17 protein-coding genes are annotated in these 24,908 nt (G+C 36.0%); 5 read left to right on the top strand and 12 right to left on the bottom strand.

The window, feature by feature from the left end; all coding sequences use genetic code 11:
* Positions 1–14: 14 nt before the first annotated feature.
* The 12 genes from HHU12_RS25005 to HHU12_RS24950 all read right to left on the bottom strand — a co-directional run bounded on the left by HHU12_RS25005 (position 15) and on the right by HHU12_RS24950 (position 13,058).
* Positions 15–518 (bottom strand): hypothetical protein, encoded by a 504-nt coding sequence (locus tag HHU12_RS25005; protein WP_169659470.1) that lies wholly within the window; start codon positions 516–518, stop codon positions 15–17.
* Between the two features lie 13 nt (positions 519–531).
* The gene (locus HHU12_RS25000) at positions 532–1,827 is read right to left on the bottom strand and encodes a TlpA disulfide reductase family protein (RefSeq protein ID WP_169659469.1); all 1,296 of its coding nucleotides are present in this window, start codon (positions 1,825–1,827) and stop codon (positions 532–534) included.
* The gene (locus HHU12_RS24995; protein ID WP_169659468.1) at positions 1,806–2,225 is read right to left on the bottom strand and encodes a hypothetical protein; all 420 of its coding nucleotides are present in this window, start codon (positions 2,223–2,225) and stop codon (positions 1,806–1,808) included. Before HHU12_RS24995 ends, HHU12_RS25000 begins: the two co-directional genes overlap by 22 nt.
* A gap of 249 nt (positions 2,226–2,474) precedes the next feature.
* Positions 2,475–2,906, bottom strand: a complete 432-nt coding sequence (locus HHU12_RS24990) for an energy transducer TonB (RefSeq protein ID WP_169659467.1) — start codon at positions 2,904–2,906, stop codon at positions 2,475–2,477.
* Between the two features lie 66 nt (positions 2,907–2,972).
* Positions 2,973–3,539: a hypothetical protein gene (locus tag HHU12_RS24985; RefSeq protein ID WP_169659466.1), complete on the bottom strand. Its 567-nt coding sequence runs from the start codon at positions 3,537–3,539 to the stop codon at positions 2,973–2,975.
* A gap of 92 nt (positions 3,540–3,631) precedes the next feature.
* Positions 3,632–4,096, bottom strand: coding sequence for a hypothetical protein (locus tag HHU12_RS24980; protein WP_169659465.1), 465 nt, complete (start codon positions 4,094–4,096; stop codon positions 3,632–3,634).
* Between the two features lie 6 nt (positions 4,097–4,102).
* Positions 4,103–4,570, bottom strand: coding sequence for a hypothetical protein (locus HHU12_RS24975; RefSeq protein ID WP_169659464.1), 468 nt, complete (start codon positions 4,568–4,570; stop codon positions 4,103–4,105).
* Positions 4,571–4,586: 16 nt separating this feature from the next.
* A complete protein-coding gene (locus HHU12_RS24970) occupies positions 4,587–5,006 on the bottom strand; it encodes a hypothetical protein (protein WP_169659463.1) in 420 nt (139 codons plus the stop codon).
* A gap of 86 nt (positions 5,007–5,092) precedes the next feature.
* The gene (locus tag HHU12_RS24965) at positions 5,093–5,668 is read right to left on the bottom strand and encodes a hypothetical protein (protein WP_169659462.1); all 576 of its coding nucleotides are present in this window, start codon (positions 5,666–5,668) and stop codon (positions 5,093–5,095) included.
* A gap of 286 nt (positions 5,669–5,954) precedes the next feature.
* Entirely contained in the window at positions 5,955–8,099 is a 2,145-nt protein-coding gene (locus HHU12_RS24960) for a hypothetical protein (RefSeq protein ID WP_169659461.1), read from the bottom strand.
* Positions 8,100–8,104: 5 nt separating this feature from the next.
* Positions 8,105–9,940 carry a RagB/SusD family nutrient uptake outer membrane protein gene (locus tag HHU12_RS24955; RefSeq protein WP_169659460.1) on the bottom strand — a complete coding sequence of 612 codons (1,836 nt, stop codon included), beginning with the start codon at positions 9,938–9,940 and terminating at the stop codon, positions 8,105–8,107.
* Between the two features lie 13 nt (positions 9,941–9,953).
* On the bottom strand, positions 9,954–13,058 hold the full coding sequence (locus tag HHU12_RS24950; protein ID WP_169659459.1) for a SusC/RagA family TonB-linked outer membrane protein: 3,105 nt from the start codon (positions 13,056–13,058) through the stop codon (positions 9,954–9,956).
* Positions 13,059–14,316: 1,258 nt separating this feature from the next.
* Between HHU12_RS24950 and HHU12_RS24945 the strand changes: the two genes are divergently transcribed.
* From HHU12_RS24945 to HHU12_RS24925, 5 genes are all read left to right on the top strand, one after another.
* Positions 14,317–15,417, top strand: coding sequence for a DUF4476 domain-containing protein (locus HHU12_RS24945; RefSeq protein ID WP_169659458.1), 1,101 nt, complete (start codon positions 14,317–14,319; stop codon positions 15,415–15,417).
* 538 nt (positions 15,418–15,955) lie between these two features.
* Positions 15,956–17,887, top strand: coding sequence for an FAD-dependent oxidoreductase (locus HHU12_RS24940; protein WP_169659457.1), 1,932 nt, complete (start codon positions 15,956–15,958; stop codon positions 17,885–17,887).
* A gap of 131 nt (positions 17,888–18,018) precedes the next feature.
* Positions 18,019–19,101 (top strand): hypothetical protein, encoded by a 1,083-nt coding sequence (locus HHU12_RS24935; RefSeq protein ID WP_169659456.1) that lies wholly within the window; start codon positions 18,019–18,021, stop codon positions 19,099–19,101.
* 267 nt (positions 19,102–19,368) lie between these two features.
* Positions 19,369–22,761 (top strand): hypothetical protein, encoded by a 3,393-nt coding sequence (locus tag HHU12_RS24930; RefSeq protein WP_169659455.1) that lies wholly within the window; start codon positions 19,369–19,371, stop codon positions 22,759–22,761.
* Between the two features lie 165 nt (positions 22,762–22,926).
* Positions 22,927–24,696: a leucine-rich repeat domain-containing protein gene (locus HHU12_RS24925; protein ID WP_169659454.1), complete on the top strand. Its 1,770-nt coding sequence runs from the start codon at positions 22,927–22,929 to the stop codon at positions 24,694–24,696.
* Positions 24,697–24,908: the final 212 nt, after the last annotated feature.

Raw genomic sequence — 24,908 nt, 5'->3', positions numbered from 1 at the left:
GTAATGATTAATCTTTATTCTCTACCCTTAAAGAATTCAATTGTTCTAACAAGCAAATTTTGATCTTCAATTGGACAAGTATATAGTTTGAGTGAAACAGTGTCTTGTATTTCTTTATTTACAGCTTTAATAGTATTTGTTTCCCTCAAAAATATCTTATAACCAAATTTCCCTAACTCTATATTCAGTTGACTTTTGTCCAAAGGTAAACTTGTTATAGAGTCAATATAGCTGTTTTGAAAATCAGAACTCTGTAATTTAAAAGTATCAATATCCATAGTAAATCCTTTGGCTATAACAGTAAAAAAATCATCACAATAAACCTGATAATATGGCTTCAATTTATCTTCACTTTTCAACAGATTAAAATACCCACAACCTGCAGATACCGTATCACAATTATCGTTAATCAGTTGCTTGACAGATACATTGAATTGATTATCGAATGGATTGTAGTTTGGTTTTTCTTTACAAGAGTAGATGAAACTCAATAGGAATATTGTAATGATATTTTTCATATTTTACTCTGATTTAATTCAAACGCGATTCCAATACCTTTCTAACTTCTTCTGCAGTTGGATCTTTGGCAAGAATCAACCCGTTTTCATCAATTAGAAATATTCCACCGCCACTTCCAGCTATATTATATTTTTGCCATATATTATTTTGATCATCTACTTCTACCAAATTCAACCAAGGCCATTTTTCTTTTTCGAGAAATCTGACAAATTTATCCGTATTTTCTCTTTCTCCTGCAACTCCGATAATTGTAAAACCTTTGTCTTTAAAATCATTATATACAGGAACCATAGTTCTACTTTTGACGATACAAGGGCCACACCAAGTTGCCCATAGGTCTAATAAAGCGATCTTATTCTCAATTTTTTCAGAAAGCTTTATTTTATCTCCATTCAAGTCAGGGGCAGAAAAGTCAACATATTTTTTCCCAACTTTTATGTTGTCAATTGCTTTAGTTAAGTTGTAAGCCAATGTATTATAAGGGTGATTGGGGTTTGCATCTGAAAGAAGCTGAAGATTTTTTTTAGCTATATTAATATCGACCCTCTCTTTATGATACATTAGGTCTTGAATAAAGAAAAAGTAAGATACAATTGAAGGATTGTTTTCTATGTATTCTTGCTGAAATTCTTTCTGTTTCTTGTATAACAGTTTTAATTTGTTGTCAATGGTTTGTGCTTTTGAGCTTAAATGTTGATTGCTATCTTTTAAGTCACGGATTTTTTTACGAATAAAGACTTTATCCTCAGGTTTACCAGGTTTTCTTAGTTCAGCAAATAATGGTTTTGCTTTTTCACTAAGTAATTGATCTGATTTACTTAATAGACCCATACTGTCTAGCAAAGTCTCTATTCTTGAGCTGAATTTATGATCATTATCTACTTTATACTTTTGATATTGAGCGTTTAGTTCACCACCTTCAACTACGTTTTTGTCAAACTCTTCTTCAGAATGTATTGTTACATTGATTTTTTCATTCGTCAAAAACAAAGGCATGAAACTTTCTCCAAGACATAATTCAACATATTGTGGAAAATCTAATTTAGCCTTATAGTAAAATTTTCCATCCTTAACTGGTATTTTAATCAAAGAATCAGAGTCAGGATACTGACCAGCATTGATTAAAATTATGGATTTAGTGTCTACTCCAACTGTTTTTCCATTGATTTCAAGAAGTTGTTCTTGAGTTGATGAACAGTTGAAAAAAAATACAGTTACAAATAGTAACAGGAAGTTTGTTATTAGTTTCATTTTAGATTTCGTTTTTTTGTTGAACTTATACTTTATTATGCTTGTTTCATTTCCCATTCACCGTAGGTTCCAGGAAAAAAAGCGAAACGTCCTTTTATCAATCCAAAACCAATTTTAAATCTCCAAGTTCCTTTAATAGATCCTGTTTTGTAATCAATTATTCCCTTGTAGTAAATAGGTCTGTGGGGTTTATTTTCTTCGATTCTAGTTCCATCTTTAAGAATAGCGGTACTAACAGGCATTCTTTTCACAAACTTAATTTTATTGCCTTTTACAGTACCTTGAATAGTTCCAATTCCTTTAGTTCCTCCCGTTTTAATATTGTCAGCTATTTTACCGGAGATTTTAGAATTTGAAAAGTTGTCAATAATTAATTCAAACTCAGTCTTTCTACCTTTTAAAACGTCAGGTATTTTTCCAGAAAACCAATATTTGCCAGTCCATTTTCCTTTCATTGTTTGTTTTAGTTAAGCATACACAATAGTGTCATCCTTTTAAATCCTTGGATAAACACAAAAGCACATATTCATTAGTAAAAAAATATCTCGAACATCTTATCAAAAAATAGTTTGCTGATTAGATTGTTGAAAGATGACGGTAATTTAAATATTTATGTATTACAAAACAAGTAGCTTAATCCAATGAGAAATATTTCGTTCTGTTCGTGAGAAAATGAAAAACTGATTGAAGGTTGAGTGTGTAATTCATAATTTTATAAGAAGCGGATAGGAGTAACGACTTCGGACAGGTTTTCCATAAAGATAAGCAGGTTTCCAAAGTGGCATTATTTGAAAGATTTCTTTAATTTTTTTGTCCATTTTCTCACTTATTCCTTTCAAAACCATTACATCTTCGATGTTTCCGTTTTCGGTAATTGTAAACATAACAAACACTTTCTTTTGACGTTGATCACCTAGATCTTCACCATCAATTTCAATGTGATCGTTTAAAAATTTGGATAGGGCAGTGGGTCCACCTGGAAATTCAGGATCACTTTTCCATTGCTCTAGATTTTCCAAACTATCTGCTTTTGCTGAAGTTATCTTTGAGGCACCTTGATTCGTATTATCAGAGTTTATTTGACCAAAGGAGGTCAAGGAGCAGAAACATAATAGGATAGGAATTATTAATCTCATACAGAATGCATTTTTTATCATCAAGGGCTAGAGGTAGACTGTCTTATATTTCAGTTGTCAATGCTATTAATCCTCTTTTTCCCATTTCCTAATATCAAACATCGATATTGGAGGGATATATAAAGTCCATGGAAAAGGTTCGTTTGTCCATTTTAACTCAAGGTTGGGTTTAACAAAAGATTTTTCAATTAACTCATCGATGATTCTTTGTTTATTTTCTTGTTCCAAATGATAGTCGAATGGAGAACCGAGTGCCTTTTCTAAAAGTTGAAGGTCGTTTAGTATCCATTCATTTGGTTTACAATCACCATACTTTAGATATTCATCATATGAACTTGTGGTATAAGCTTCATTAAACCCTCTATTTAAGCATTTACTTATCTCATCAATTTGATGAATTTCTTCAAAGTCGACACACTTTTTAAGTTCTGAGTTCGAATAAACAACTTTTTTAAACTCCTCATATATTATTTGCCAAGTGTTCATTATAGCTTTTGAGCTAAAATCAAGTAACCAAGAACCAAAAATTTCCGGATTTTCTAAAGGTGAGAATTTATACGGAACTAGATATTGTTTCCAAATATCATTATGGGAGAATGGGTAAGCAGATTTTATAATTTTTTCTTTATTCATTTGTTTATGGTAATAGGCTTGCCAAAGTAGATCCAATATCTTCAACAATCTAGTATTTTAGTGAACTATGCCTCTTAAATATTGATTACAATTTAAATTTTATTCTTTCTCATTATCATTAACAGAATAAAAACCTGGCTAAAGAAAAGTAATTTCGTACTCCAATCTTTTATAATATTAACTTCTCTCCATTTGTTAACTTCCAATTTTGGATGCCAAGGGCCTCCCTCATAAACTCTTTCTTTTCCAATAACCTTACCTTCTATAATATATAAATCAACTCCCATCGGATCAAAGCTGTTAAAAGGTTTATCAGAAACATAAATTTCAGAGTAATCCAAGTCATATTTTTTAAGACTATCGGGCGTTATACTCCTTAAATACAATTGTCCATTTACTACTTTTTCGTCAGGACAAGTGCATGCAAGTCCACTAACTTTTATATGTCCCCAATGTAAAGGTGAAATATAGTCCGAGAAATAGATAATTTGACTTAAAAGCAGGAGTCCTCCAAGAAGTAAAATTTTCTTTTGTCTTGTCAGTTTATAATTTTTCATTGAAAACTATAAATTTCTTTCTTCATATTCACCAAGCATTATGCTTAATTTCGTTGTATCCTCCTTTGTTGTTAGCCCAACTTGTTCTGCTACAACAATCATGTCGGTTACATAGTCAAACTCAATCCGACCTCTAATTTTACCTCTTGTAAGAATTTTTTCTAGCCTATTTTCTCTAACATATTCTAGATTTTCTTCATGGATCCTTTTCCAGAAGTATTCAATAGTATTTCCTGTTCCTTCCTGGAAGTAAGTGAAAACAGCTTCAATTATATATTTTAGGGAGGCTAAGTTTCTGTATTTTACTTCAGGGTTAAGACATTGATCCTTATAGTCAGTGTAACAGGAGATCATATGACTTTGTGTTTTTTTGTTGAAATCAGATGGGCACTCTTCTGTAAAGGCTTCAATTGCGATATCAATGGCCTTTGCAAGTTTATGAGCCTCAGTTTGATAGTTTCTTCTTTTTTTCATAAATGTTACTATTTGATTACATGTCTCCGCTAACTAAAAGAGATTCTATTTGATCTAATTCACTCCACTCTGAAAAGTTGAGTCGAAAGTTTTCTAGTTTGTGAGTTGCAGGTACTATCACTGCCATATCAATAAAGGCACTACTCTTTTTCAATTTTACTAGATTGCTTGTACTTCTATATATTTTTTTCTTTAAATAATGTCTCTGATAAATAGTGATATTCTCATTTTTAAACTCAATTTTTTCAACATACTTATATTGGCTAGCCCAAGAAATCAAAGCCATTATGAAGCCTATGAAGGTTGATAAAATTAAATAAGCTACATATGAATCAGCTAATACTTCTATTCCTAATATCAAAGAAAGTATGAGCGTTAATATAAATATTTTTATAAAATTCAGTTTTTCCTCTTTTCGTATATAGAATGAAGTCATTATAGTTTAATAGAGTTTTGTTGTCTACACACAGGTATTCAACATTTAAACATCACCCCAAAAAAATCAACCCATCAGCAGACCAACTATTCAATATCCTCTTCTGTGTATTTAAAGATGATCAATTGATATCCCTTTTGAATCAGGTCGTCAGGGTTATCTTGAGTTGGAAATCTTGAATTTGTGATAAAGTATTCCCTATCTGGGGATAACATATATTTGAGAAATAAAAAGTCTTTACCGGGGTTTAATTTGCCGTTTTCTGAAATATATGTCTGTAACTCTTTTTCTGAATAGAACTTGCTATCGTAATTTTCAAGATCTATAAATAAAAGTTCCTGTTTTGATGAAAAAAACAAGAATTTCTTATGTCTGCTTAGTATAATGGATTTGTTGTCTGGTGTAAATGCATAAGGTCTAAAGGATTTGGGAATTTCTATCCATCCTTCTTGGGCCCAAGTATTGGTATTAAGAATTAATAGCTTGGGAGATTCCCAGCTGTAACCATAATAAACACAGAGACGTGTTGGGTCATCATATCCCCAAAAAACATCTGTTACTGATAGAGTGGTATCTGGTGGAACAATATTGACATAGGGTTTGTAGCCTTTAGGTATGTTACCCTGCCCAGATGCAAGATGAAAATGAAGCAAAAAAGCCATGAAAAATAGTGTTGAAAGTATCTTTTTCAATTTCTTTGTTTTTTAGTTTACTACAGCTAACCCCTCGTCGATACTGAGAGATTTGACTGTTATTAAATTAGTTTACTTTAAGAGCCTAAAAATAGCATTACAATATTAATTGTTCAAATTTAAATTGCAGACACAAAAAAGGCAGTCGAAATTTTCACTTCAACTGCCTTTTTACTAAATGAGTAATTAATGATGCTTCTTGTAGTCCGCAGGACGTTAATTCTTCATTCTTAACTCTTAACTAATTCCTCTCCAACTACCTTGTCTTCAAACCTCTCATCGAAACGTTGTCGATATAGAAATGGAGATTACCTGAGCTAGCGACATCACTTGCAAACTGTATCACCATTTTTGAAGCACTATTACTAGGTCCAAAAGGCTTCCTCATTTTGATTGTGGTCCATTCACCTCTTGGTAAAGCGTTGTAATCTACTTTATAAGAATAGGTGGTTTCTCCCGTTAGTTTTACTTCGAAGTTTTCATCAAGTGGAGATAAGATTGTTCCCTCTTCCACATAAATGTCTACGCTTACTTCATAAACTCCTTCAGGTACATCAAGCAGATGCTCTTCTGTGACTGAAGTCTCTACTTTTTTATCCTTTGAAATATCAGCAATATTATAATCCACAAAGAATTTCATGCTGTAATCTCCGTCAGAAGCTTTTTCATCCGTTCTTTGGAAGTAGAAATAGCGGTTCTCTTTTGCAGCGCCATCGTGTGAAGACGTCCAGCCTTTGGCACCGCCACCTGTTGCTTTTCCTTTGTATTCTTCAAAACTTTTGAAAGCATCCGTTAGTACTTGTGCTGCATTGTTGACGCCTATCACTTCTTTGTTGAAATGATTTAAAGGAATATCTGCTCTAGACTTTATGTTGTCACCGCTGTAGGCTAATGTCACGTTGTCTGAGTTGTAAATGTCGCTGTCTAGTGTCACAACCACTTCTTTTTTGTTGTCAGGGTTCATTGCCACTGAAGTGATAGACAAGCTTAATGGCGTGTCGTTAATGTCTGTTCCTGATACGCTGAAGTCTGCTAATGAAGCTGAAGGAATGTCCTGCAATTCTTCATTGCTGTAGAAGAGAATCGTGTTGCTGATTTCATCTGCGGTAGAGACATCTCCTAAAACTTCTGTATCACCTTCCTGCGTTAAAGCAACGTTGATAAGAAGCGGGATGACTTTTGAAGAAGTCTGCTCTTCATTATTGATGGTTCTTGATACAGTAAATCTGCCAATTTTTGCACCGTTTACAATTTCATTATAAAGGTTGGTTTCCGTTTTTTCAGTAGCAGTTTCTCCATTTCTGTTGCCGCTTTCGAAAGCCCATGCTCTGTTCAGCGTTACAATTTCAGTGGTGAGGTCTTCAAAAACAAGTTCATCATCCAAAGCGATGTCTAGGGTAGTCCAGGTAAAAATATCTTCACTTGGTGTGTTGTTTTCATCGATATGTAAAATTTCAACACCTCTATGATAGACTTTAAAATTGGCTTTTAAGGCAGGCGCAACTACATCGATCATAAACGGCAACGTAATCTTCGCTTTGCTGGCCACTGTTTCAAAAGTACGTTCCGCCTCAAAAGAACCACCCGAAGCCTTGTCAAAAGCATTGAATTGCAGATTAACGCTAACAGCATTTTCAGCCTCTAAAGCATTGTTGCCTTCGTTGTCATAACCGTTGACTGTGGCATGAGTTGGGAATATCCATGTTCTGCTGTCCGTACGTCCTTTAGTAGTCACGTCTTTATACGTCAATTCAGTGCCGTATTCTATTTCAAAGACAGGCCAAAGCTCTTTGTTTTCAAGATCAGTAATCACTTTCTGCTCTCCATTTTCCATATAAATCATAGAATCCGCAGTGACATGCACCAATACTTCTCCGTCTTTTTCTACAATCATTTCTGGTTCTACTACACCGTAGACGTCGACATATAAAGTAGTATCAATTACCCACATGCCTTCCTCATCAAGGTAAGAAGTAAGGGTGTCCGCCACATCGTGACTTCCATTGAAACCAATGTATTCTACCGGATGATAAAACCTGTTGTGGAGTCTGACTCCTTGCAGGCCTTCTTCCATAAATAGTACATTGACATTGTAAGCATCAGAAGAAAGTCCGCTGTTTGGTATGATATAATTAGTGAGATCTTCTCCTTTTACAAAATCGCCTTCTATAAAGAAATTACCACTGTCAAGCACCCACTCATGCGTGTAAACTCCTTGTGAAAGATCCATAAAAGAGAGGGATTGCCCTACTTCTCTAGCAAGGTTAGAGTGTGCAAAACCACCTGCCTCAGTGTACCATGATATATCTGAATGTGCAGGAATTTCATTTTCATTGTCTTTGTTACAGCCCAAAACCAACAAAGCAAGAATACTGATATAGATAAATCTTAATTTTCTCATTGTATTTATTGACCTAAGTTAGGGTTGGAAATAATTTCTTCAAGAGGAAGAGGATAGTAATCGTGCACCTCTGGAATGTAGTTGTAGTAAGCATCTACACAGTCTATAATGTCAATACTTTTATTTGTTGGATCAGAACCCATTTGCAGGTCTGCTCTGTTTCTCTTCACCTTATTTCCAGTATCAGGATCTATGCATTGGAACTGAATGGTGTGGTAAACTTCACTGCCTGCTCTCAAGAAAGCTTCTTTGATTTTACCCCATCTTCTTAAGTCGATCCAGCGGATAGCATGTCCTTCTACAGCCAGCTCAAGGGGTTTTTCGGTAAACATCAAATGCTCCATCACAGCATCAACAGAATACACTTGCTCGTCGTAAGTTCTGTCTGAGTGATGCCCTTGTACGGATGAACCTAACAATACCAGTCCCCATTTTGCTCTGACATCGTTGATGTATTTCAAAGCCATCGCAACATCACCTTTTTGTAAATAACATTCAGCCACATTCAAGTACACTTCAGATAAGCGGTGAATGGTAATGTTTTTACCCGAATACCAAGCACCTTTTGGAAGGTTGGCTTCTGAAGTAACAATATCGTGGTTGGTATATTTTTTAAAATAAGAGAATTCATATTTACCAAAAGTGGCTACTACTGGAGTGATGCCTGAACGGTAGTAGTTGGTGTAAAGGTCATTGACCATTGCCACACTTGCTGAGGCTCTTAATGAAATATCCCTTATTACTTCCACCTCTTCTTCAGTATCAAAGTCGATAATAGTGGCTTTATTTCTAGTGTCAAGAGGATCAATCTGCTCTGTTTTATATTTATAAGCGAGCCAAGCAGTTGGTGTCATTGCTCTTTGCCCTGCCTTTGTTCCAGGAGCACAGTATCTCGCCATACGGTTACTTGGTGATTGCTCATCAAACTTATCCAATTCCGGTCTTAAGTTGTCGTCATAGATAATTTCAAAAATGGCCTCTTTATTAAATTCTCCTGCTCTTGTGAACATCATTTCAGGATCACCCACCAATTGGTAATTATAGTTATTGATGATTTCCTGATAGAAAGTCAATGCTTTTTCATAATCCGGCTCAATACCATCACCATCCACAGATGCAGGCGCCTCTAAGAAGTAAAGGTTAGCAAGGAACATTGTTGCAATTGCTTTATTCAATCTTCCTGCAGAAAGCTCGTCTGCAGCGCTTGAACCCCAAGTGGCAGGCAGGTTTTCATAAGCATATTCAAAATCACTTAAAATAAACGCTCTCACATCTTCTTTTGAAGAAACCGGGATATTGAACTCCTTCAGTTCTACAGGTACTTTATCTCTGATAATCACACGGCCATTATTGAAAGTCTGATAAGCCCAGAAGTGGAAAATACCTCTTAATAAACGGGCTTGTGCCATCTGAATGATCCACTTTTCATTGTCTTTCATATCACCCAAAGGACCTTCTAAACCTTCTATCAACTGATTGGCTCTGAAAGCACCAATATAAAGTGCTTCCCATTTTTTATTGACTTCTTTTTGAGAGTTGGTATAAGTCTTAAAATACCAAGGTTCACCATTACTGCTTAGTGCAGGTCTTCCACTTGAAATAGAAGGGAAGCCCAAATCAGAACGCCAAGCCTCTTCCATGATGTTGAGGTTGTAATGATTCAGTAGAGCGGAGTAAGTTGCGGTCAGCACTTTGTCTGATTCCGTCAATGATGTAAAGTAGTCTTTCTTTGGTTTGGCGTTGGGGTTGTCCTCATTCAAGACATCCGTACAGCTTATGCATGAAGCGAATAATGCCACATACCAACCGTATTTAAGTAGTTCTTTTATATTCAATTTCATCGTTTTCAATGGTCTAGAAGTTCAACTTAAAACCTGTAAGGTAAAGAGAAGAGATAGGGTAGTTCCCTTTATCAAGTCCTCTTGAAGAGACACCGTTGCCTGCCGCTTCTGGATCATAACCAGTGTAATTGGTGAACGTAAGCGGATTTTGAGCCGAAACATACAGTCTGCAGTTGGTCATCCCCAAACGTTTGGTCAGGCTCTTCGGTAAAGTATATCCAAGTTGAATGTTCTTCAAACGGATATAAGAACCGTCTTCCAGCCAAAGGTCAGTATATGATCTGAAGTTGTCGTGCTGTTTAGTAGAACCTCTCCATGCAGGAACTGATGAAGTAGGGTTGGCTCTGTTCCATGTGTTGACTTGATCTTTGTGTCTTCCTTCAGAATAAGCCATGGCCTTAGAACCATTCATTACTTTATGTCCCACAGCCGCATACCAATGCATCATAAAATCAAATCCTTTCCAGCTGATATTAAAAATAATACCGCTTTCAAAATTGGAGAATCCAGACCCCATATATACTCTGTCTTCGTCTGTGATGATGCCATCGTTGTTGGTATCCACATAAATAAGGTCACCCATTCTAGCATCTGATTTGATTTTCTGATACGCTCTTAATTGTTCTTCATTTTGAATCACACCGTCAGTTTGATATAAGAAAAATGCACCGGCTTCATATCCCTCTGAAAATACCGTGACTTTAGAAGAAGCACCCGCACCGTTGATCAATCCAGGGTCTGTAGTGTAGATAAACTGATCTGCATTTAGGCTTGTGATTTCATTTTGGTTTTTAGTGAAAGTACCCGTCACACTCCAGTTGAATGCCTCTTTTGCCCCTTTTACAGTGGCTGTCAATTCAAAACCTTTATTAACCATATTACCAATGTTCATCGTCAATTTTGAAGCTTGTCCTGTTACGCCAGAAGAAGGAGGCAACTGTACAGGGAAAAGCATATCAGATTTTTCAGTATGATACACATCAGTTGTGATCAGGATTTTATTATCAAATAATCCCAGGTCGACACCGACGTTGTTCTGAATTGAAGTTTCCCATTGAATGTTGCCATTCGCATAGTTTTGTTGTGCCGAACCGTAATAAATTGTAGGGAAACCGCCAGCACCGAACAGGTAGTCATAACCGTTTTGCATAGTAGCCTGATCAGAATACGGCAAGAAGCTTTGTCCACCTACTTGACCATGAGAACCACGAATCTTGAAGTTATTGGCAATGCCTCTCATATCATCCCAGAATCCTTCCTCAGAAACATTCCAAGCGACTGAAGCCGAAGGGAAGAATTTCCATTTTTTATCTGTAGCAAATTTTGAGTTGCCATTGTAGTTACCACTCACTGAAAACATGTATTTGCTCTTGTAATCGTAAGTAATACGACCAAGTGTACCAATGATATTGTAAGTATAATTATAACCGTTGGTTGCAGAAGCGGCTAGAACTGCACCGTCAAGTACTCTGATGGAATTGTCTACCACTCCGTTTTTCTGTGCTGTAAAGCTGTTACGCGTATGCGTTTCATAAGAAGAACCCAAAATACCAGTGATTTTGTGGTGGCCAAACTTTTTAAAGTAAGACAAACGCACATCAGCAGAAGTGGAAGTTCTTCTTGAAGATTCATTGACGATATAAGAAGTGGCAGGGTCTGATTGAAGAATGCCATCCTCATCGTAATTTTCAATAAAAGGTTTGAATCGATACCTGAACTCATTGATGTTGCTTACCCCAATGTTGGAGTTGATATTCAGCCCTTCTATAAGCTCATAGGCAAGGCTGATATTTCCCTGCATACGGTCTCTATTCGCCACATCTTCCATTTTCATGGATTCCAAAACATTGTTAGTGGTAGAAGCTCCACTGCCTACATCCACAAGGGCTTCATTGCTGTTCGGATCAAGTACAGGTTTGTAAGGCGCGTACCTGATGGTCTGTGTTAGCAAACCTGAGTTTGATCTTTCCAAAGTTTCAGAACCTAATGAGACTGAAGAGTTGATTTTCCATTTTCCTCTGTCGTATCTCACACCTGCTCTTGCATTGTATCTCGAAAAACCAGAATTGATCAGTGGTCCTCTGTCGTCATAATAACCACCCGTCAGGTTATAAGTTAAACCTTTTGAACCTCCATTGATACCAATATTATAACTTTGTGTAGGTTGATTATCTTTGATCACCACATTCGATAAGTCCGTATTGTTTTGGAAGATTGAAGGGTTTCTAGGAATTGGTAAGTTGGTAGAATTATCAAAATCGTTGGCCCCGCGGTTTCTTTCCTTGATCATATCAAAATACACCTGCTCAGGGGTGTTCATCAAATCAATGCCTGAGATAATATTTTTTACACCGTAAGAAGCATCAAGTGATACATTCAGCTTTCCTGCTTCCCCTTTTTTCGTGGTAATTAAAATAACACCATTCGCTCCCCTTGTACCATAAATTGCACATGAGGCAAGGTCTTTCAGAATGTCCATTGACTCAATTTCTGAAGGTGCCAAACGAGGGTTTTCATTTTGAGGAATTCCATCAACAACATACAAAGGTTCAGTTGCACCCGCCACATCAGAAACGGTGCTGACACCACGAATCTGTACCACCGCATCTGCACCCGGCGAACCCGAAGTTGTCACATTCACACCGGCAATCTGCCCTTGTAATGCTTGGGCGGCATCACCAGAAACATAGGCTTCAAGTGCTTCGCTTTTTACATGAGCTACAGCGCCAGATACTTCTTTTTTCTTCTGTTCACCATAACCAATCTTCACGATTTCATCCAATACTTGCACATCAGCCTCCATTGAGACATCAATTTTACTTTGGTTGGTGACCAGAATATACTGACTCACCATACCGATAAAGCTGAATTCTAGTGTTTCTCCTTCACTCACCAATAGAGAATACTTCCCATCAAAGTCCGTAACTGTACCAGATGTTGTTCCTTTGATTCGGACACTTACACCGGGTAATGGAAGGTTGTCGTCTGCACCGATAATCTTGCCTGCAATCTGTCTAGACTGAGCAATAGTGTCTACGTTAGCAGAGAGAAGTAGAAAGCTCACTAGAAAGAAAAGGCGATAGTTTAGCAGTTTAAATACTGTAAAAATACTTTTCATTTGTTTCATTATTCATTTCAATAAACCAATAGTAACAGGAGTTTTTGTTGATTTGTGTGTGATAAACTCGGTCTTTAATAAAATCACATTCTAAAGTTAATGTGAGACCTTACTGCCACTGTGCCCAATGATTTATTCGGTGTATCCTTGCTTCCATAAAATGTAAATCGTACGTATAAGGCAGTTTTTCAGCGATTTATTTTTAAAAATGTGTTTTTTAATACCGTTTTGGCCCTCTACATACCTTTTGTATCTCAATGTATAATAAGTGTATTTGTGTATACATTTGGCAGTTGATGTCCGGAGAATGAAAGTGGGAAGGCGTCGTATTTTATATTAAAGTGATAAAACAAGTTTAAAAAAGAAGTCAAACTGTGATCGATTATTTATGATGTTTAAAAGATAAAAAAATGTTGTTCATAACAAATTTAATAAGGGAAGTTGATAAGTACTAGGACAAAATAGACGGACATTTTGAAAGAGGAATGAAGAGTGAGGAAAATGAAGCCTGTTGTGGTCTTTAAATACCGTTTTCTTCATTTATTATTAGCAAGCATCAGTTTCTCAAACAATTTTTCTCTTTGATATAACAATGTAAAACCACATTATAATTTTATGCTTTTTGTGGTACAATTATTGATGATTTTGGAGGCGTAAAACACTGACATGAATTTTTTTATGCTAATCATACGCTTCTTTAATTTTTTATTTCTTACTATCTATGCAATTCAATCTTTTAATCAGGAAAAAGTTCTTGGCAAATCGGAAGAACAAAGTATTCAACCTAATTTTTTAATGACTAGCGTTTCTGCTGGTAGTTAATAGGTTGGTCATAAAATAATTGGCTCTAAAAAGAGTTCAATTCATGTTATATGAAAATGATTTTGAGCAGGTTTGAAACATCTATTTTAGTAAAAATCCACCCTTTCAGAACGTGAGTTTATTAATTTCATCAACTATAGAACCACTATTTTCTCTGAAATTAATTTCCTCACAACCTAAAATGGAAAATTTTCACTTCTAAAATATATATTCCAAACAAGCTCTTAAATAAAAACAGACTTCAAAGAAAATTTAAAATAAAATCTATTCGATTATTCTATGGGGTATTATGCTCCTAGCTACTTGAGGCTATTTTGACTTCTATTTTGCTACTTCAAATGATACTATGTATAACATCATTGTGCTTCTTTTGCTGCAAAATTTTATTCCTAAATAGTGCTCTCTCTAAAATTAATTGGTATTAAATATTAAACTTATGAAAAAACAATTTTCCTTCATTTTTTTACTACTTATGATCGGTACTTCTTATGCACAAACAAAAGTGTATAATATGCCAAAATCCATTACAACAGATCATTCAAGCTTCACATTCGAAAAAGTAAAATCTTCTACTTCTAGTTATTACATTAATTATAAGGCTAAAAACACAGGAAACGGTTACCTTATTATTGACCGTAATGAAACTGCTTTATCAATGAATGAGGGTGAAGTTAGACCTACCAAAACGCAATACGTTTTAAAACCGGGAGATAGCAAAACGATTTACAATGAGTTCCGTGCAAAACCTCCTGTAAAAGCAAATGCAGACCAATTCTTTCTTCAAATGAAAGGCATCCGTTATGCAAAAGCACCAGGGACAGCTGTAAAAACTGAGCCTTTAACGGTAGCTGAAAAAGTTGAAAAAACGTATGGTAATTTCCATGTAAAAGTGATGGAGCACAACGTTTATTCTGATAGAGTATATGTTCAGGTAAAATGTTCTTTCCAAGGAAAGGTGGGACAATTAGGTTATTTAGACCTTTCAAAAGTTAATGTATCAGGAGGAGAACCAAAGATTGTGAAGAAAGGCGATATCATCTTCCCTAACAAGTCTTATACTTTCTCTATGAACATTACTCCTAATGGTGAAGCTGTTGTTATCGATTGGGCTGACGCAATCCAGGTACTTCAATTAGAAGAGGTAAGCATCGAAAATGTTGATATCAGAAGCACTACTTATGTAGAAAAAAAGGAAGAAGTTAAGGAAGAACCGAAGGAAGAGAAAAAAGAAGTTGCAAAAGATTGCGAAATGAGCTTTGCAGACTTTTCTAAATTGAAAAATGACATTAAAGCGGAAATGAATGCAGGTGGCAAATCTGTAGAAATGGCCAATGAGTTTTTGATGGAGAAAGGATGCATCAGCACTGCTCAAGTAGTAGACTTAATGGGCGTTTTCAACTTGGATGGAAAAAGATTAGCGTTTGCAAAAATGGCATTTGAGTACACTTCTGACAAATCAAAATACCATATGGCAGTCGGAAAACTTTCTTATGTAAAAAATAAAGAAGCATTGGAAGAGTTTTTAGGTCATCAATAGACTGTTTAAACATAGATCATCCAAGATAAAAATTAAGTACTAGGACAAATGAAACGGACAAGAATGAAGAGTTAAGAATGAAGACAAGGTGATCTGTACTGTGGTCCGATTGGACGTTGTAAAACAACATCTCTGCAACGGTATCCACCATCATAAATACCTCTTTATTAACCAGAACACGAAACATTTTTCTTCATTCATCATTCTTAATTCTTCATCAAAATTATCCCTTTAATACTGTTCTAGTACTTAAACTAACTTTAAATTGAAAAGGGGCTGCCTCATAACTAGTTTATGATTCAGCCTCTTTTTTTATGTTTTACGATAGCCTCAATAACCATAGATCACATCATTTCCATATCGAAAGAGACAAACTACTTATCCATACACACACTCTTTTATCATAAACTTTGAATCTTTGTTTTAAGTACAAGGTAAGTTTCATAGGGTTAAGTAAAGTTGCAGGAACGTTGTATTAAAACTTCCATGCGGACCTCCCAAATACTTAGCAAGTACCAACCAACAAAAAAGTACAGAAATGAAAAGGAGAGATTTTTTTAAACAAACCACATTAGCAACTTTAGCAACGGGCGTAGGTGTTTCTTCCGTTGAAGCGAGAGACAAAAAAGGAATTAAGGGTGAGCTTTCAGCAAGGGAGAAAGACAATTGGTATCAAGTAGGAGAAGGAAAAAAAGGAGTGCCTTCAAGGCAGAAACATGCAAAATATGATGTAGTGGTAGTAGGGGCAGGAATAGCAGGGATTTGTGCCGCAGTAGCTTCTGCAAGATCGGGAGCAAAAACAGTGTTGATCAATGACCGACCGGTTTTGGGAGGGAATGCGTCTTCTGAAATAAGAGTGACAGTCAATGGTGTGATGCACCTCAAAAATAAATATAAGGTTGAGAGAGAGACAGGTATAGTGGAGGAGTTATTAATAGAAAACTGGCATTATAACCCTCAGGAATCTTATCCGGTTTGGGATCACGTGGTGTATGATTTTGTGACAAGAGAGGAGAATCTAGATGTGATGCTCAATACGCAGGCATTGGATGCGAATACTAAGAATGACAAGATCACTGATATTTTATGCTGGCAAGCGAGCACGGAAACCTATTTTACCATTGAAGGAAAAATGTTTTGCGACTGTTCGGGTGACGGTTTAATGGCAGCACAGGCAGGGGCAGAATACAGAACCGGTAGAGAGGCAAAAGCAGAATTTAATGAGTCCTTTGCTCCAGATAAAGCAGACGGTTGGCAAATGGGCGCTTCGGTGATGATGATCACAAAGGATATGGGAAGACCCGTGAAGTATTATCCGCCAAAGTTTATGATTCCTTATGAAGCCGATAAGATGAATAAGAGAAGAATCAAACACCTGAAAGAAGGTTTTTGGTGGGTTGAACTGGGAAGTGAGTACGATATTATTGCTGATTATGAAGAAAACCGCCATAAGCTTTTAGGGTATATGCACGGTGTTTGGGATTATATCAAAAACTCTGGAGAATTCCCTGAGTCAGCCAATATTGTTTTGGATTGGGTAGGTTCCGTTCCGGGAAGAAGAGAATCCAGACGTTTTATGGGCGATCATATTCTGTCTCAGCCCGAGATGCAAAATAATAAGCAATTTGAAGATGCAGTGGCATATGGTGGCTGGTCATTTGATGAACATTGTCCGGGTGGTATTGAAAACCCAAGCGAACCTCCTTCGTATTTCCATGCCCGTTTTGAGGAAGTATATCAAGTGCCGTTCCGTTCATTGTATTCCAAAAATATCAGTAATTTGATGTTTGCCGGACGAAATGTTTCTGTGACACATGTGGCTTTATCTTCTACAAGAATCCAAGCTACTTGTGGTCTGATGGGACAAGCAATTGGTACTGCGGCTAAACTCTGTATTGATAAAAAATGGACGCCAAGAGAATTGACTCAAAAAGACATCAGCTTGTTGCAAGAACAGCTCCTCAGAGATGATGTTTACATTCCAAACAGGCCTTCCAACGATCAAAAAGATTTAGCAAAACAAGCGAAGAGTATCATCGCATCTTCCACTTCATCAGGTAATTGTCAGTTGCTGGTTGATGGCTTGGGAAGAGATAAGATTGATGAAGTGCATCACTGGGAATCGGAAGGTAATAATGCAACGGTTCAAATGGAGTGGGAGAAAAATGTATCCCTTTCTAAAATTGAATTAAAAGCGGATACCAACCTTTACCGTAATATGATGATGCATAAAAACCCAGAGAAAAATGCCAAACAGGTTACAGCCGTTCCTCCTGAATTACTAAAATCATTTACTGTGGAAGCAAGAGTAAATGGAAAATGGAAAGAAGTGGCAAACGTCAAAGACAACCTCACACGATTAGTGAAACTCTCTTTTGAAACGGTTTCCACCTCAGCCGTCCGCTTAAAGTTGAAGGAAACTTGGGGAGCGAAGAATATTCGTTTGTATGAGGTACGTTCTTATTCTTGATTTTCTTAACTTACACAGTTCCATGATGGAAGTCAGGGGCTTTGGGTAAGCTATCCAAAATTTCCCATCATCAGGCTACACCTTCAGCTGTGGTCTAATGATGGGTTTATTCATCTTCTAGCTATACAAACATGATATTCAAATTATCCCTTTTTTTATCTTTTATTCTTTGTGGCTTTTTTTCTCCTTTTCTGAAGGAAGACAAGAATATATCTAGCTTTAAAAAAACGTTGCATCACCCTGGTTTAAAAAAAGGTGAAGAGCAAACACTGACTTTTAAAGTCAATAAGAACACAGGAAAAGTTACCTCAAAAGTGGCTTCTGTGATGTGCTATACTAATCAATGTAAAATCATTACAGTTACTTTAGAATGGGATCAATACGGTGAATTCTCTAAATTGATTATTCCTGAAAGGCTCGATTTAGAAAAGCATTTGGATGACAAAACAATGGCCTTTACGAAGCAGGATTATAAAAAACTGCACTCTATTTTAAAAGATGATGAGTCTATTTTATCAGATGTAACAAAAGACGATTTGTATGTGGAAGATGAAAATGATTTGGATGGCTACTCGGGAGCAACAAAAGCATTTATTGGAAAAAAAGATGTAGTACAAGGGGCTACTTTAACCTGCTTTACCCTTTGGCATTGGGCCAATCATCCTGTTATTAAACAAGCGATTCGTGAGAAAAGTATCAAAAATCAGACAGAGGAAAGTCTGAAAAAATTGATGACTATTCAAAAGGCAACAACCACTTTGTTTGCATTAGAAGTGATCACAGAAAAAGGTTACAACATCGAGGATTACTGGTCTTATTACCTCAATGTAGCAGATGATTTAACAGGTAGAGAAATAAGAATGCTCTTAAATTTGTCTGATGCTTCTCAGAAGTTAGCCTTATTTCAACACCTTAATAATATGTCCCTAAGAAGGATAGTACTGATTTCTATTTTTAAAGAAAAAGCTTACCATAATCAACTGCTCGATTACATAAAAATGGAGAACTATCAGGAAGTCACCCTATTTCTTGATTTCCTTTCGGAATTTAAAATTGAAAATGAAGTCATAACCGAAAAACTCCTGCCTTATCTTGATGGAAAGGATGTATTGATCAGCAGAAATATTTATTGGTACTTAAAAGGACTCACGCTTTCAAAAAAACAGGAAAAGGCTTTGAAGAAGTTTGAACGAAAACATAAAAAGAGTTTATAATATGCCACATCAAATTCTAATTCATGTTTTTTGAGTGTCAAAAACAGTTTTAAAATAAAAATATATGGTTTAAATATACTGGTAATCAGTAGTTTACTTGTTGTTTATTGACAAAGACAGATTGTGTACACCCCGACACAATCAAGAAAATCATTTCACCCAATTTAGATGTCACATAAAGCAAAATGCAAACGAATTTTTTCGTGTGAAATGAATTTTTAAACATAAAACAGCAACGAAATGAATCTATTTAGACTACCATTTTTTATGCTAGCATGCCTCTTTTTTTTTGTGGGCTGTACCAAAGAAGAGCAAGAACAAATAGAGGATCTGATTCCTGAATTATCACCTGTCTATGAAGTATATAAAGGCAATGAAAAGGTGATAACGGTGACATTAGAGGATATCCTAAACCCTGCAGATCAAGAAAATTGGGAAGTTATTCAGCTTACTTATGGCGACTCCCTGACTTTCAAAGATATTTCTACAGAAGGTGAACCCACTGGAAGATCTTGGTCACTGAATGGCAACAAAGAAGAGGTGAATGCCACAACTGCCGAAGTTACCGTTATCTATAATGTGGAAGGAGAGCACGTAGCAGGTGAAGTAACATTTATCAGAGAAGGTGGTGATCATCCTGATGCGAGTATTCAAACAGAAATTCCTTTGAAAGTCAATGTTTCAGTACCCGTATTATTGCCCGCTTTTAAAGTGATGATGGGTGATTCACTGATTTATGAATTAAAAGAAGGAGAAACAGTACCTGAGAACACTGCTGAGTGGGCCATGGTAGAATTGACGGAAGGAGCAACACTTTCTTTTATCAATACTACAAACCAAAACATGTTCACTTCCTCATATTGGTTAGTGGATGGAGTGGATCAAGATTCTGTAAAAGGAAACGAGGTCAGTTTGACTTTTGCTACGGTAGGTGAATTCAATACGCATCAATTGTTGATTGAAAGAGTGGACGGCATGTATCCTGATGTGACAACTTCGGTTAGCATTCCAATAACCATCAAAGTAATTGAAGAAGTAAAACCTGTATTAACGGCAGGAGTAAAAGTATTTTTAGCTTCAGATAAAACAACTCCATTGTATACTATTGCAGCGGGTGAAAACGGCGAAGAAGCAACATTAGAAATTGATGAGGGAACAACGTTGGTATTTGAAGCAGAAGCGACAGAAGGTACTACATTAGCATGGTCCATAAATAATGGGTCTACTCAAACGTCATCTGCATCTTCTTTTGAGGTGTTATTTGAGGAAGTGAAAGAGGGATTAGGTGTTCATACACTGACTTTATCAAAAGAAGAGCATGATACAGTGGAAATTCAAATTCCATTGACGATTAAAGTCAACCAAGTAGTTCCTGAATTGTTGCCGGCCTTCAAGGTGATGAAAGGAGACTTATTAGTATATGAATTAAAAGCAGGAGAAACAGTTCCTACAGACCAAGCGGATTGGGCTTCAGTGAAAATCGATAAAGGGGAAAGCCTTTCATTTATCAACACTTCTGATGCCAATTTATTCACTTCTACCTACTGGTTTGTAGACGGAATGGAAGAAGATTCTGTAAAAGGAAACGAGGTTAACTTGACTTTTGCGACAGCAGGTGAGTTCAATACGCATCAAGTAGTCATTGAAAGAAAAGAAAGCAATTATCCTGATTTAAGAACGACGGTGGTTATTCCTTTAATGGTTGAAGTGGTCGAAGAAGTGGTGATTCCGGAGTTAATTCCAACTTTCAAAGTGATGAACGGTGATCAATTGGTTTATGAATTGAAAGAGGGAGAAACTATTCCAGGAGATACAGAGGAATGGGCTACCGTTGAGTTGGACGAAGGTGATGCTTTATCTTTTATCAATACCACCAATGAGGACTTATTCACTTCTACATATTGGGTACTTGAAGGAGTTGAGGAAGATACATTGAAAGGAAATAGTGTTGAAGGTGTATTTAAAACTGAGGGGGAATATATCGTACATGAATTAGTAATTGAAAGAAAAGATGCGGAGTATCCTGACTTGACGGAAAAGGTTGTGATTCCGGTCAAAGTTCAAGTGAAGAAAGTGGATCTTGGTCCTCAACCTCCAAAAGCGAGTGTTCAAGTATTCCTATCGACTGATTTAGAAACTCCAATTTATGAAATTCCAGAAGGAAAAGTAGGAGAGGGTAAATCAATTGCCATCGAAAAAGGAACAACGCTAGTATTCAAAACACAGACTAAAGAAAGCCCTACAGTTCAGTGGACGGTCAATAATGGAACGGTACAAACCTCAACAGCTACTTCATTTGAGGTGCCATTTGATGAAAACAATGATGCTTTGACGGCTCATAAATTGACGTTATCGAAAGAAGGTTTTGAAGATGTTGAAATTTTGGTACCATTGTCGATTGAAGTCTTTACATCTGAAGCATTAAAAGCAGGGTTCAGTATTTATAAAAATGACGATCTCAACACACCAATTTATACATTGACAGCAGGTGAGGAAGAAACAGCGACTACGTTAGAAATCAATCAAGGTGACCGACTTACTTTTGTGGATCAATCTACAGGTCAACCAACAGGGAGGACTTGGAAAATCAATAATGGTACAGAGGAAGTAACATCACAGGAGGCTTCATTTGAAGTAACGTATTCAAACCATGGAACTGATTTTGGTTTTGGATTAATGGTGGAAAGAAAAGGGCATGAGAAGTTTAAAGACGCTGATTTGGATTATCCATCAAAAGTAAAAGTGAATGTAAAAGAGGTACAAAATGACCCTACTTTAAAGGCCGGCAAGGTAACAGATAATGGCAGTGGTGTACTTTATTTTGATGTATCACATCCACTAACTCCATTTACTTCAGCAGAGGTGTTGAGTGATTTTAAAGTGAGCATTCAAAACATCGAAGCTAACTATTCTAACGCCAATGCATCTATTTCAGAAGTGAAATTAGCAGATGGAAACAATAAGAGAATTGAAATTTATCTAGTAGAAAACTTCTTCAATTCAGACGATATTCAAGTGGAGTATACAGGCAATAAAATCCAATCGTTATTGGGCGTAGCATTATCAACTTTCACTGCGGAAAATGTAGAAATGAATGGTGTAGTATCTTACATGGATAATGCAATGGCAGGTTTTGAAACACCAGTATCTGATGACGCATTAAATGAAGCATTTGGATGGTATATTAGTTTGAAGAATCCAAAAGAAGCAGAAAAAATCGAGAGAGTAACAACGGCTGCTTCTACAGGAAATGCAAGTATGCACTTTGCCTTTGATTTGAATGGTTCAGGAACGAGATCACATAAATTCAATACTTCAAAAGGAACTAACGAATTTTCAGTGGAAGAGGGAGAATATGAAATTTCGATAGATGTTTTCATTCCTCAAGGATCAAGTGCTATTGATTTAATCAGAACAAACATCTCTACAAATGATGACACCGTAGATCAAGATGTATTTGTCAATGTACCATGGGTGTTCAGTGATTTTCCTAATATGAAATATGGTGAGTGGGTGACACTTAGACAAAGAATTACTTTGAAGACTATTGTACACGGTGCTATAAAAATGAACTTCAAAGAAAATGATATGAAATTAGACGGTTTGCATGACTTCTATATGGATAATATCCAATTGAGAAAAGTAGAAGCAAGGCAATAATTTGGTAATAATGTTTGATTTTAAACCCCATCACTTCGTAGTGGTGGGGTTTTGTGTTATTAAGATTGATTTTAGTTTATAATGCTCTTAACTCCTTGGTTTAATTTTTGTAATATGTAAATAAATAAGCAAGCTAAATATTTTACAAAAACTAAATTAATTTTCATGCGCTTACAATTATTTATTTTATTATTCGCAAGTTTCCTTTCATTGAGCAGCTGGGCTCAAAAAGAGAGTGATTTTACATTTGACAGTTCAACAGGAACAATTACAGCCTATAAAGGTACAGTAAAGAATGTCGTGATTCCTGATCAAATCGGAGGAGTTAATGTGACTACTATTGGAGCTGAAGCTTTTGCAGGTAAAAAGCTAACGGGAGTAGTTATTTCCGATAATGTTACCACAATTGAAGAGTATGCCTTTGTTAGCAATGGTTTAAAAACGGTGGTCATTCCTAATAGTGTGACTACTATGAAAGAGTATGCTTTTGCATATAATAAGTTGACGAGTGTAGACATTTCTAATAAGCTAAAGCTTCTTGACGAATTTGTTTTTACAGAGAATCAACTGACCAAAGTAGTCATTCCTGAAAGTGTAACAAGTATTGGGTATAGTGCTTTTAGTCATAATAAATTAGAGAGTGTTAAAATTTCATCCAATGTCACTGAAATTGGAGCTTTTGCCTTTATTAATAATCAGTTGTGGAGTGTAGTTATTCCAGATAAAGTGATTACAATTGGAGATGCAGCCTTTCGTGATAATGAGTTACATAAGGTGGTCAATTCTAAGAACGTAACTATGATAGGACATTTTGCCTTCTATAATAATAGCATTGGGAGTATTGAACTTTCTGAAGGTTTAACTTTTCTAGGAGTTAGTGCCTTTCAAACTAATTCTTTGTCGAGTATCATAATTCCATCCAGTTTGGATAGTATTAGAAGAGATGCCTTTAGCGAAAATCGTTTAACGAGCATCACAATTCCTGAAAGTGTAGTTGCTATAGGAGATTTTGCTTTTAATAGTAATCAATTGACGAGTGTTGATATTCCTTCGAGTGTGACTCTTCTTGGCACAGGCGCTTTTAGTTATAATGACTTAACAAGTGTCGAAATTCCGGAAGGTGTAACGGAGATAAGCCCAAAACTTTTTAAATTCAATCGACTTGCTAGCGTTGTTATACCAGAAGGCGTAACTTCTATTGGTCATTCTGCCTTTAATACTAATGTATTAACCGAAATCCTTATTCCTGAAAATGTAACAGTTATTGGGGATGAAGCTTTTTACCACAATGAATTAACGAAGGTTGAAATCCCAGAAGGAGTGACTTCTATAGGCGAAAAGGCCTTCCGAGAAAATAAGTTAACAAGTATCACAATTCCCGAAAGTGTAACTGATATTGGAGCGTATTCATTTGAAAATAATCAACTAACGTTTTTAGAGATTTCTATGAGCATGCCTAGTAGTTTTTCTTATACTCTTGCTCGTTTACTTAAATATAAAAGTTATTTATCTGCTAGGGAGACAATTATTGGCCACAATGCTTTTGCAAATAATCGTTTAACGTATATTGAAATTCCTGAAAGAGTGACTTCAATTACATCTTCTGCATTTGAAAATAATAAACTGACAAGTGTTATTTTACCAGAAAGCACAAAGTACATTGGAGCTGATGCCTTTAGAGGTAATCAATTAAAAAGTGTCGTTATTCCATCCAATGTAACCACTCTCAGAAAAGGTGCTTTCTCTGATAACTACATTACAAAAATGACCTTTGAAGGATGCGATTTATCGTCTTTTCAATTACCAACTAGTAAGATGTTAAATGATGTCTATACTTGGATGTATCTAAGTAATGGAGGAGATGATGACACATTAGTTTTTGGCGGTAAAGCTACGTTGTTTGATGGCGAATATACTGCAAAACCTCATCAGTAGTAAAGTGGAGGAATAGCTAATAAATTAGAGTTAAGAGTTAAAAAAATGGATAGTGTTTTGGTCTGCAAAGTGTTGATGAAACATAGCTAATATTTGCTCAAATATTGGATTGCAAAGATCTCATAAACCACAATACGTACCACTGTCATTCCCTGATATAGGTTGACCGTTTTCAAAGTTAAAATTACATGTTGAAAACTGGAAAAGTACTT

Source organism: Flammeovirga aprica JL-4 (assembly GCF_012844305.1).
GTDB classification, from domain to species: Bacteria; Bacteroidota; Bacteroidia; order Cytophagales; family Flammeovirgaceae; genus Flammeovirga; species Flammeovirga aprica.
The sequence above is the reverse complement of the archived record's forward strand: the minus strand, read 5'-3'. Positions and strand labels throughout refer to the sequence as shown.

Coding starts and splice junctions, on each gene's coding strand:
- HHU12_RS25005 (WP_169659470.1), bottom strand. CDS start 518: ATGAAAAATATCATTACAATATTCCTATTGAGTTTCATCTACTCTTGT.
- HHU12_RS25000 (WP_169659469.1), bottom strand. CDS start 1,827: ATGGGAAATGAAACAAGCATAATAAAGTATAAGTTCAACAAAAAAACG.
- HHU12_RS24995 (WP_169659468.1), bottom strand. CDS start 2,225: ATGAAAGGAAAATGGACTGGCAAATATTGGTTTTCTGGAAAAATACCT.
- HHU12_RS24990 (WP_169659467.1), bottom strand. CDS start 2,906: ATGAGATTAATAATTCCTATCCTATTATGTTTCTGCTCCTTGACCTCC.
- HHU12_RS24985 (WP_169659466.1), bottom strand. CDS start 3,539: ATGAATAAAGAAAAAATTATAAAATCTGCTTACCCATTCTCCCATAAT.
- HHU12_RS24980 (WP_169659465.1), bottom strand. CDS start 4,096: ATGAAAAATTATAAACTGACAAGACAAAAGAAAATTTTACTTCTTGGA.
- HHU12_RS24975 (WP_169659464.1), bottom strand. CDS start 4,570: ATGAAAAAAAGAAGAAACTATCAAACTGAGGCTCATAAACTTGCAAAG.
- HHU12_RS24970 (WP_169659463.1), bottom strand. CDS start 5,006: ATGACTTCATTCTATATACGAAAAGAGGAAAAACTGAATTTTATAAAA.
- HHU12_RS24965 (WP_169659462.1), bottom strand. CDS start 5,668: ATGGCTTTTTTGCTTCATTTTCATCTTGCATCTGGGCAGGGTAACATA.
- HHU12_RS24960 (WP_169659461.1), bottom strand. CDS start 8,099: ATGAGAAAATTAAGATTTATCTATATCAGTATTCTTGCTTTGTTGGTT.
- HHU12_RS24955 (WP_169659460.1), bottom strand. CDS start 9,940: ATGAAATTGAATATAAAAGAACTACTTAAATACGGTTGGTATGTGGCA.
- HHU12_RS24950 (WP_169659459.1), bottom strand. CDS start 13,058: ATGAAAAGTATTTTTACAGTATTTAAACTGCTAAACTATCGCCTTTTC.
- HHU12_RS24945 (WP_169659458.1), top strand. CDS start 14,317: ATGAAAAAACAATTTTCCTTCATTTTTTTACTACTTATGATCGGTACT.
- HHU12_RS24940 (WP_169659457.1), top strand. CDS start 15,956: ATGAAAAGGAGAGATTTTTTTAAACAAACCACATTAGCAACTTTAGCA.
- HHU12_RS24935 (WP_169659456.1), top strand. CDS start 18,019: ATGATATTCAAATTATCCCTTTTTTTATCTTTTATTCTTTGTGGCTTT.
- HHU12_RS24930 (WP_169659455.1), top strand. CDS start 19,369: ATGCTAGCATGCCTCTTTTTTTTTGTGGGCTGTACCAAAGAAGAGCAA.
- HHU12_RS24925 (WP_169659454.1), top strand. CDS start 22,927: ATGCGCTTACAATTATTTATTTTATTATTCGCAAGTTTCCTTTCATTG.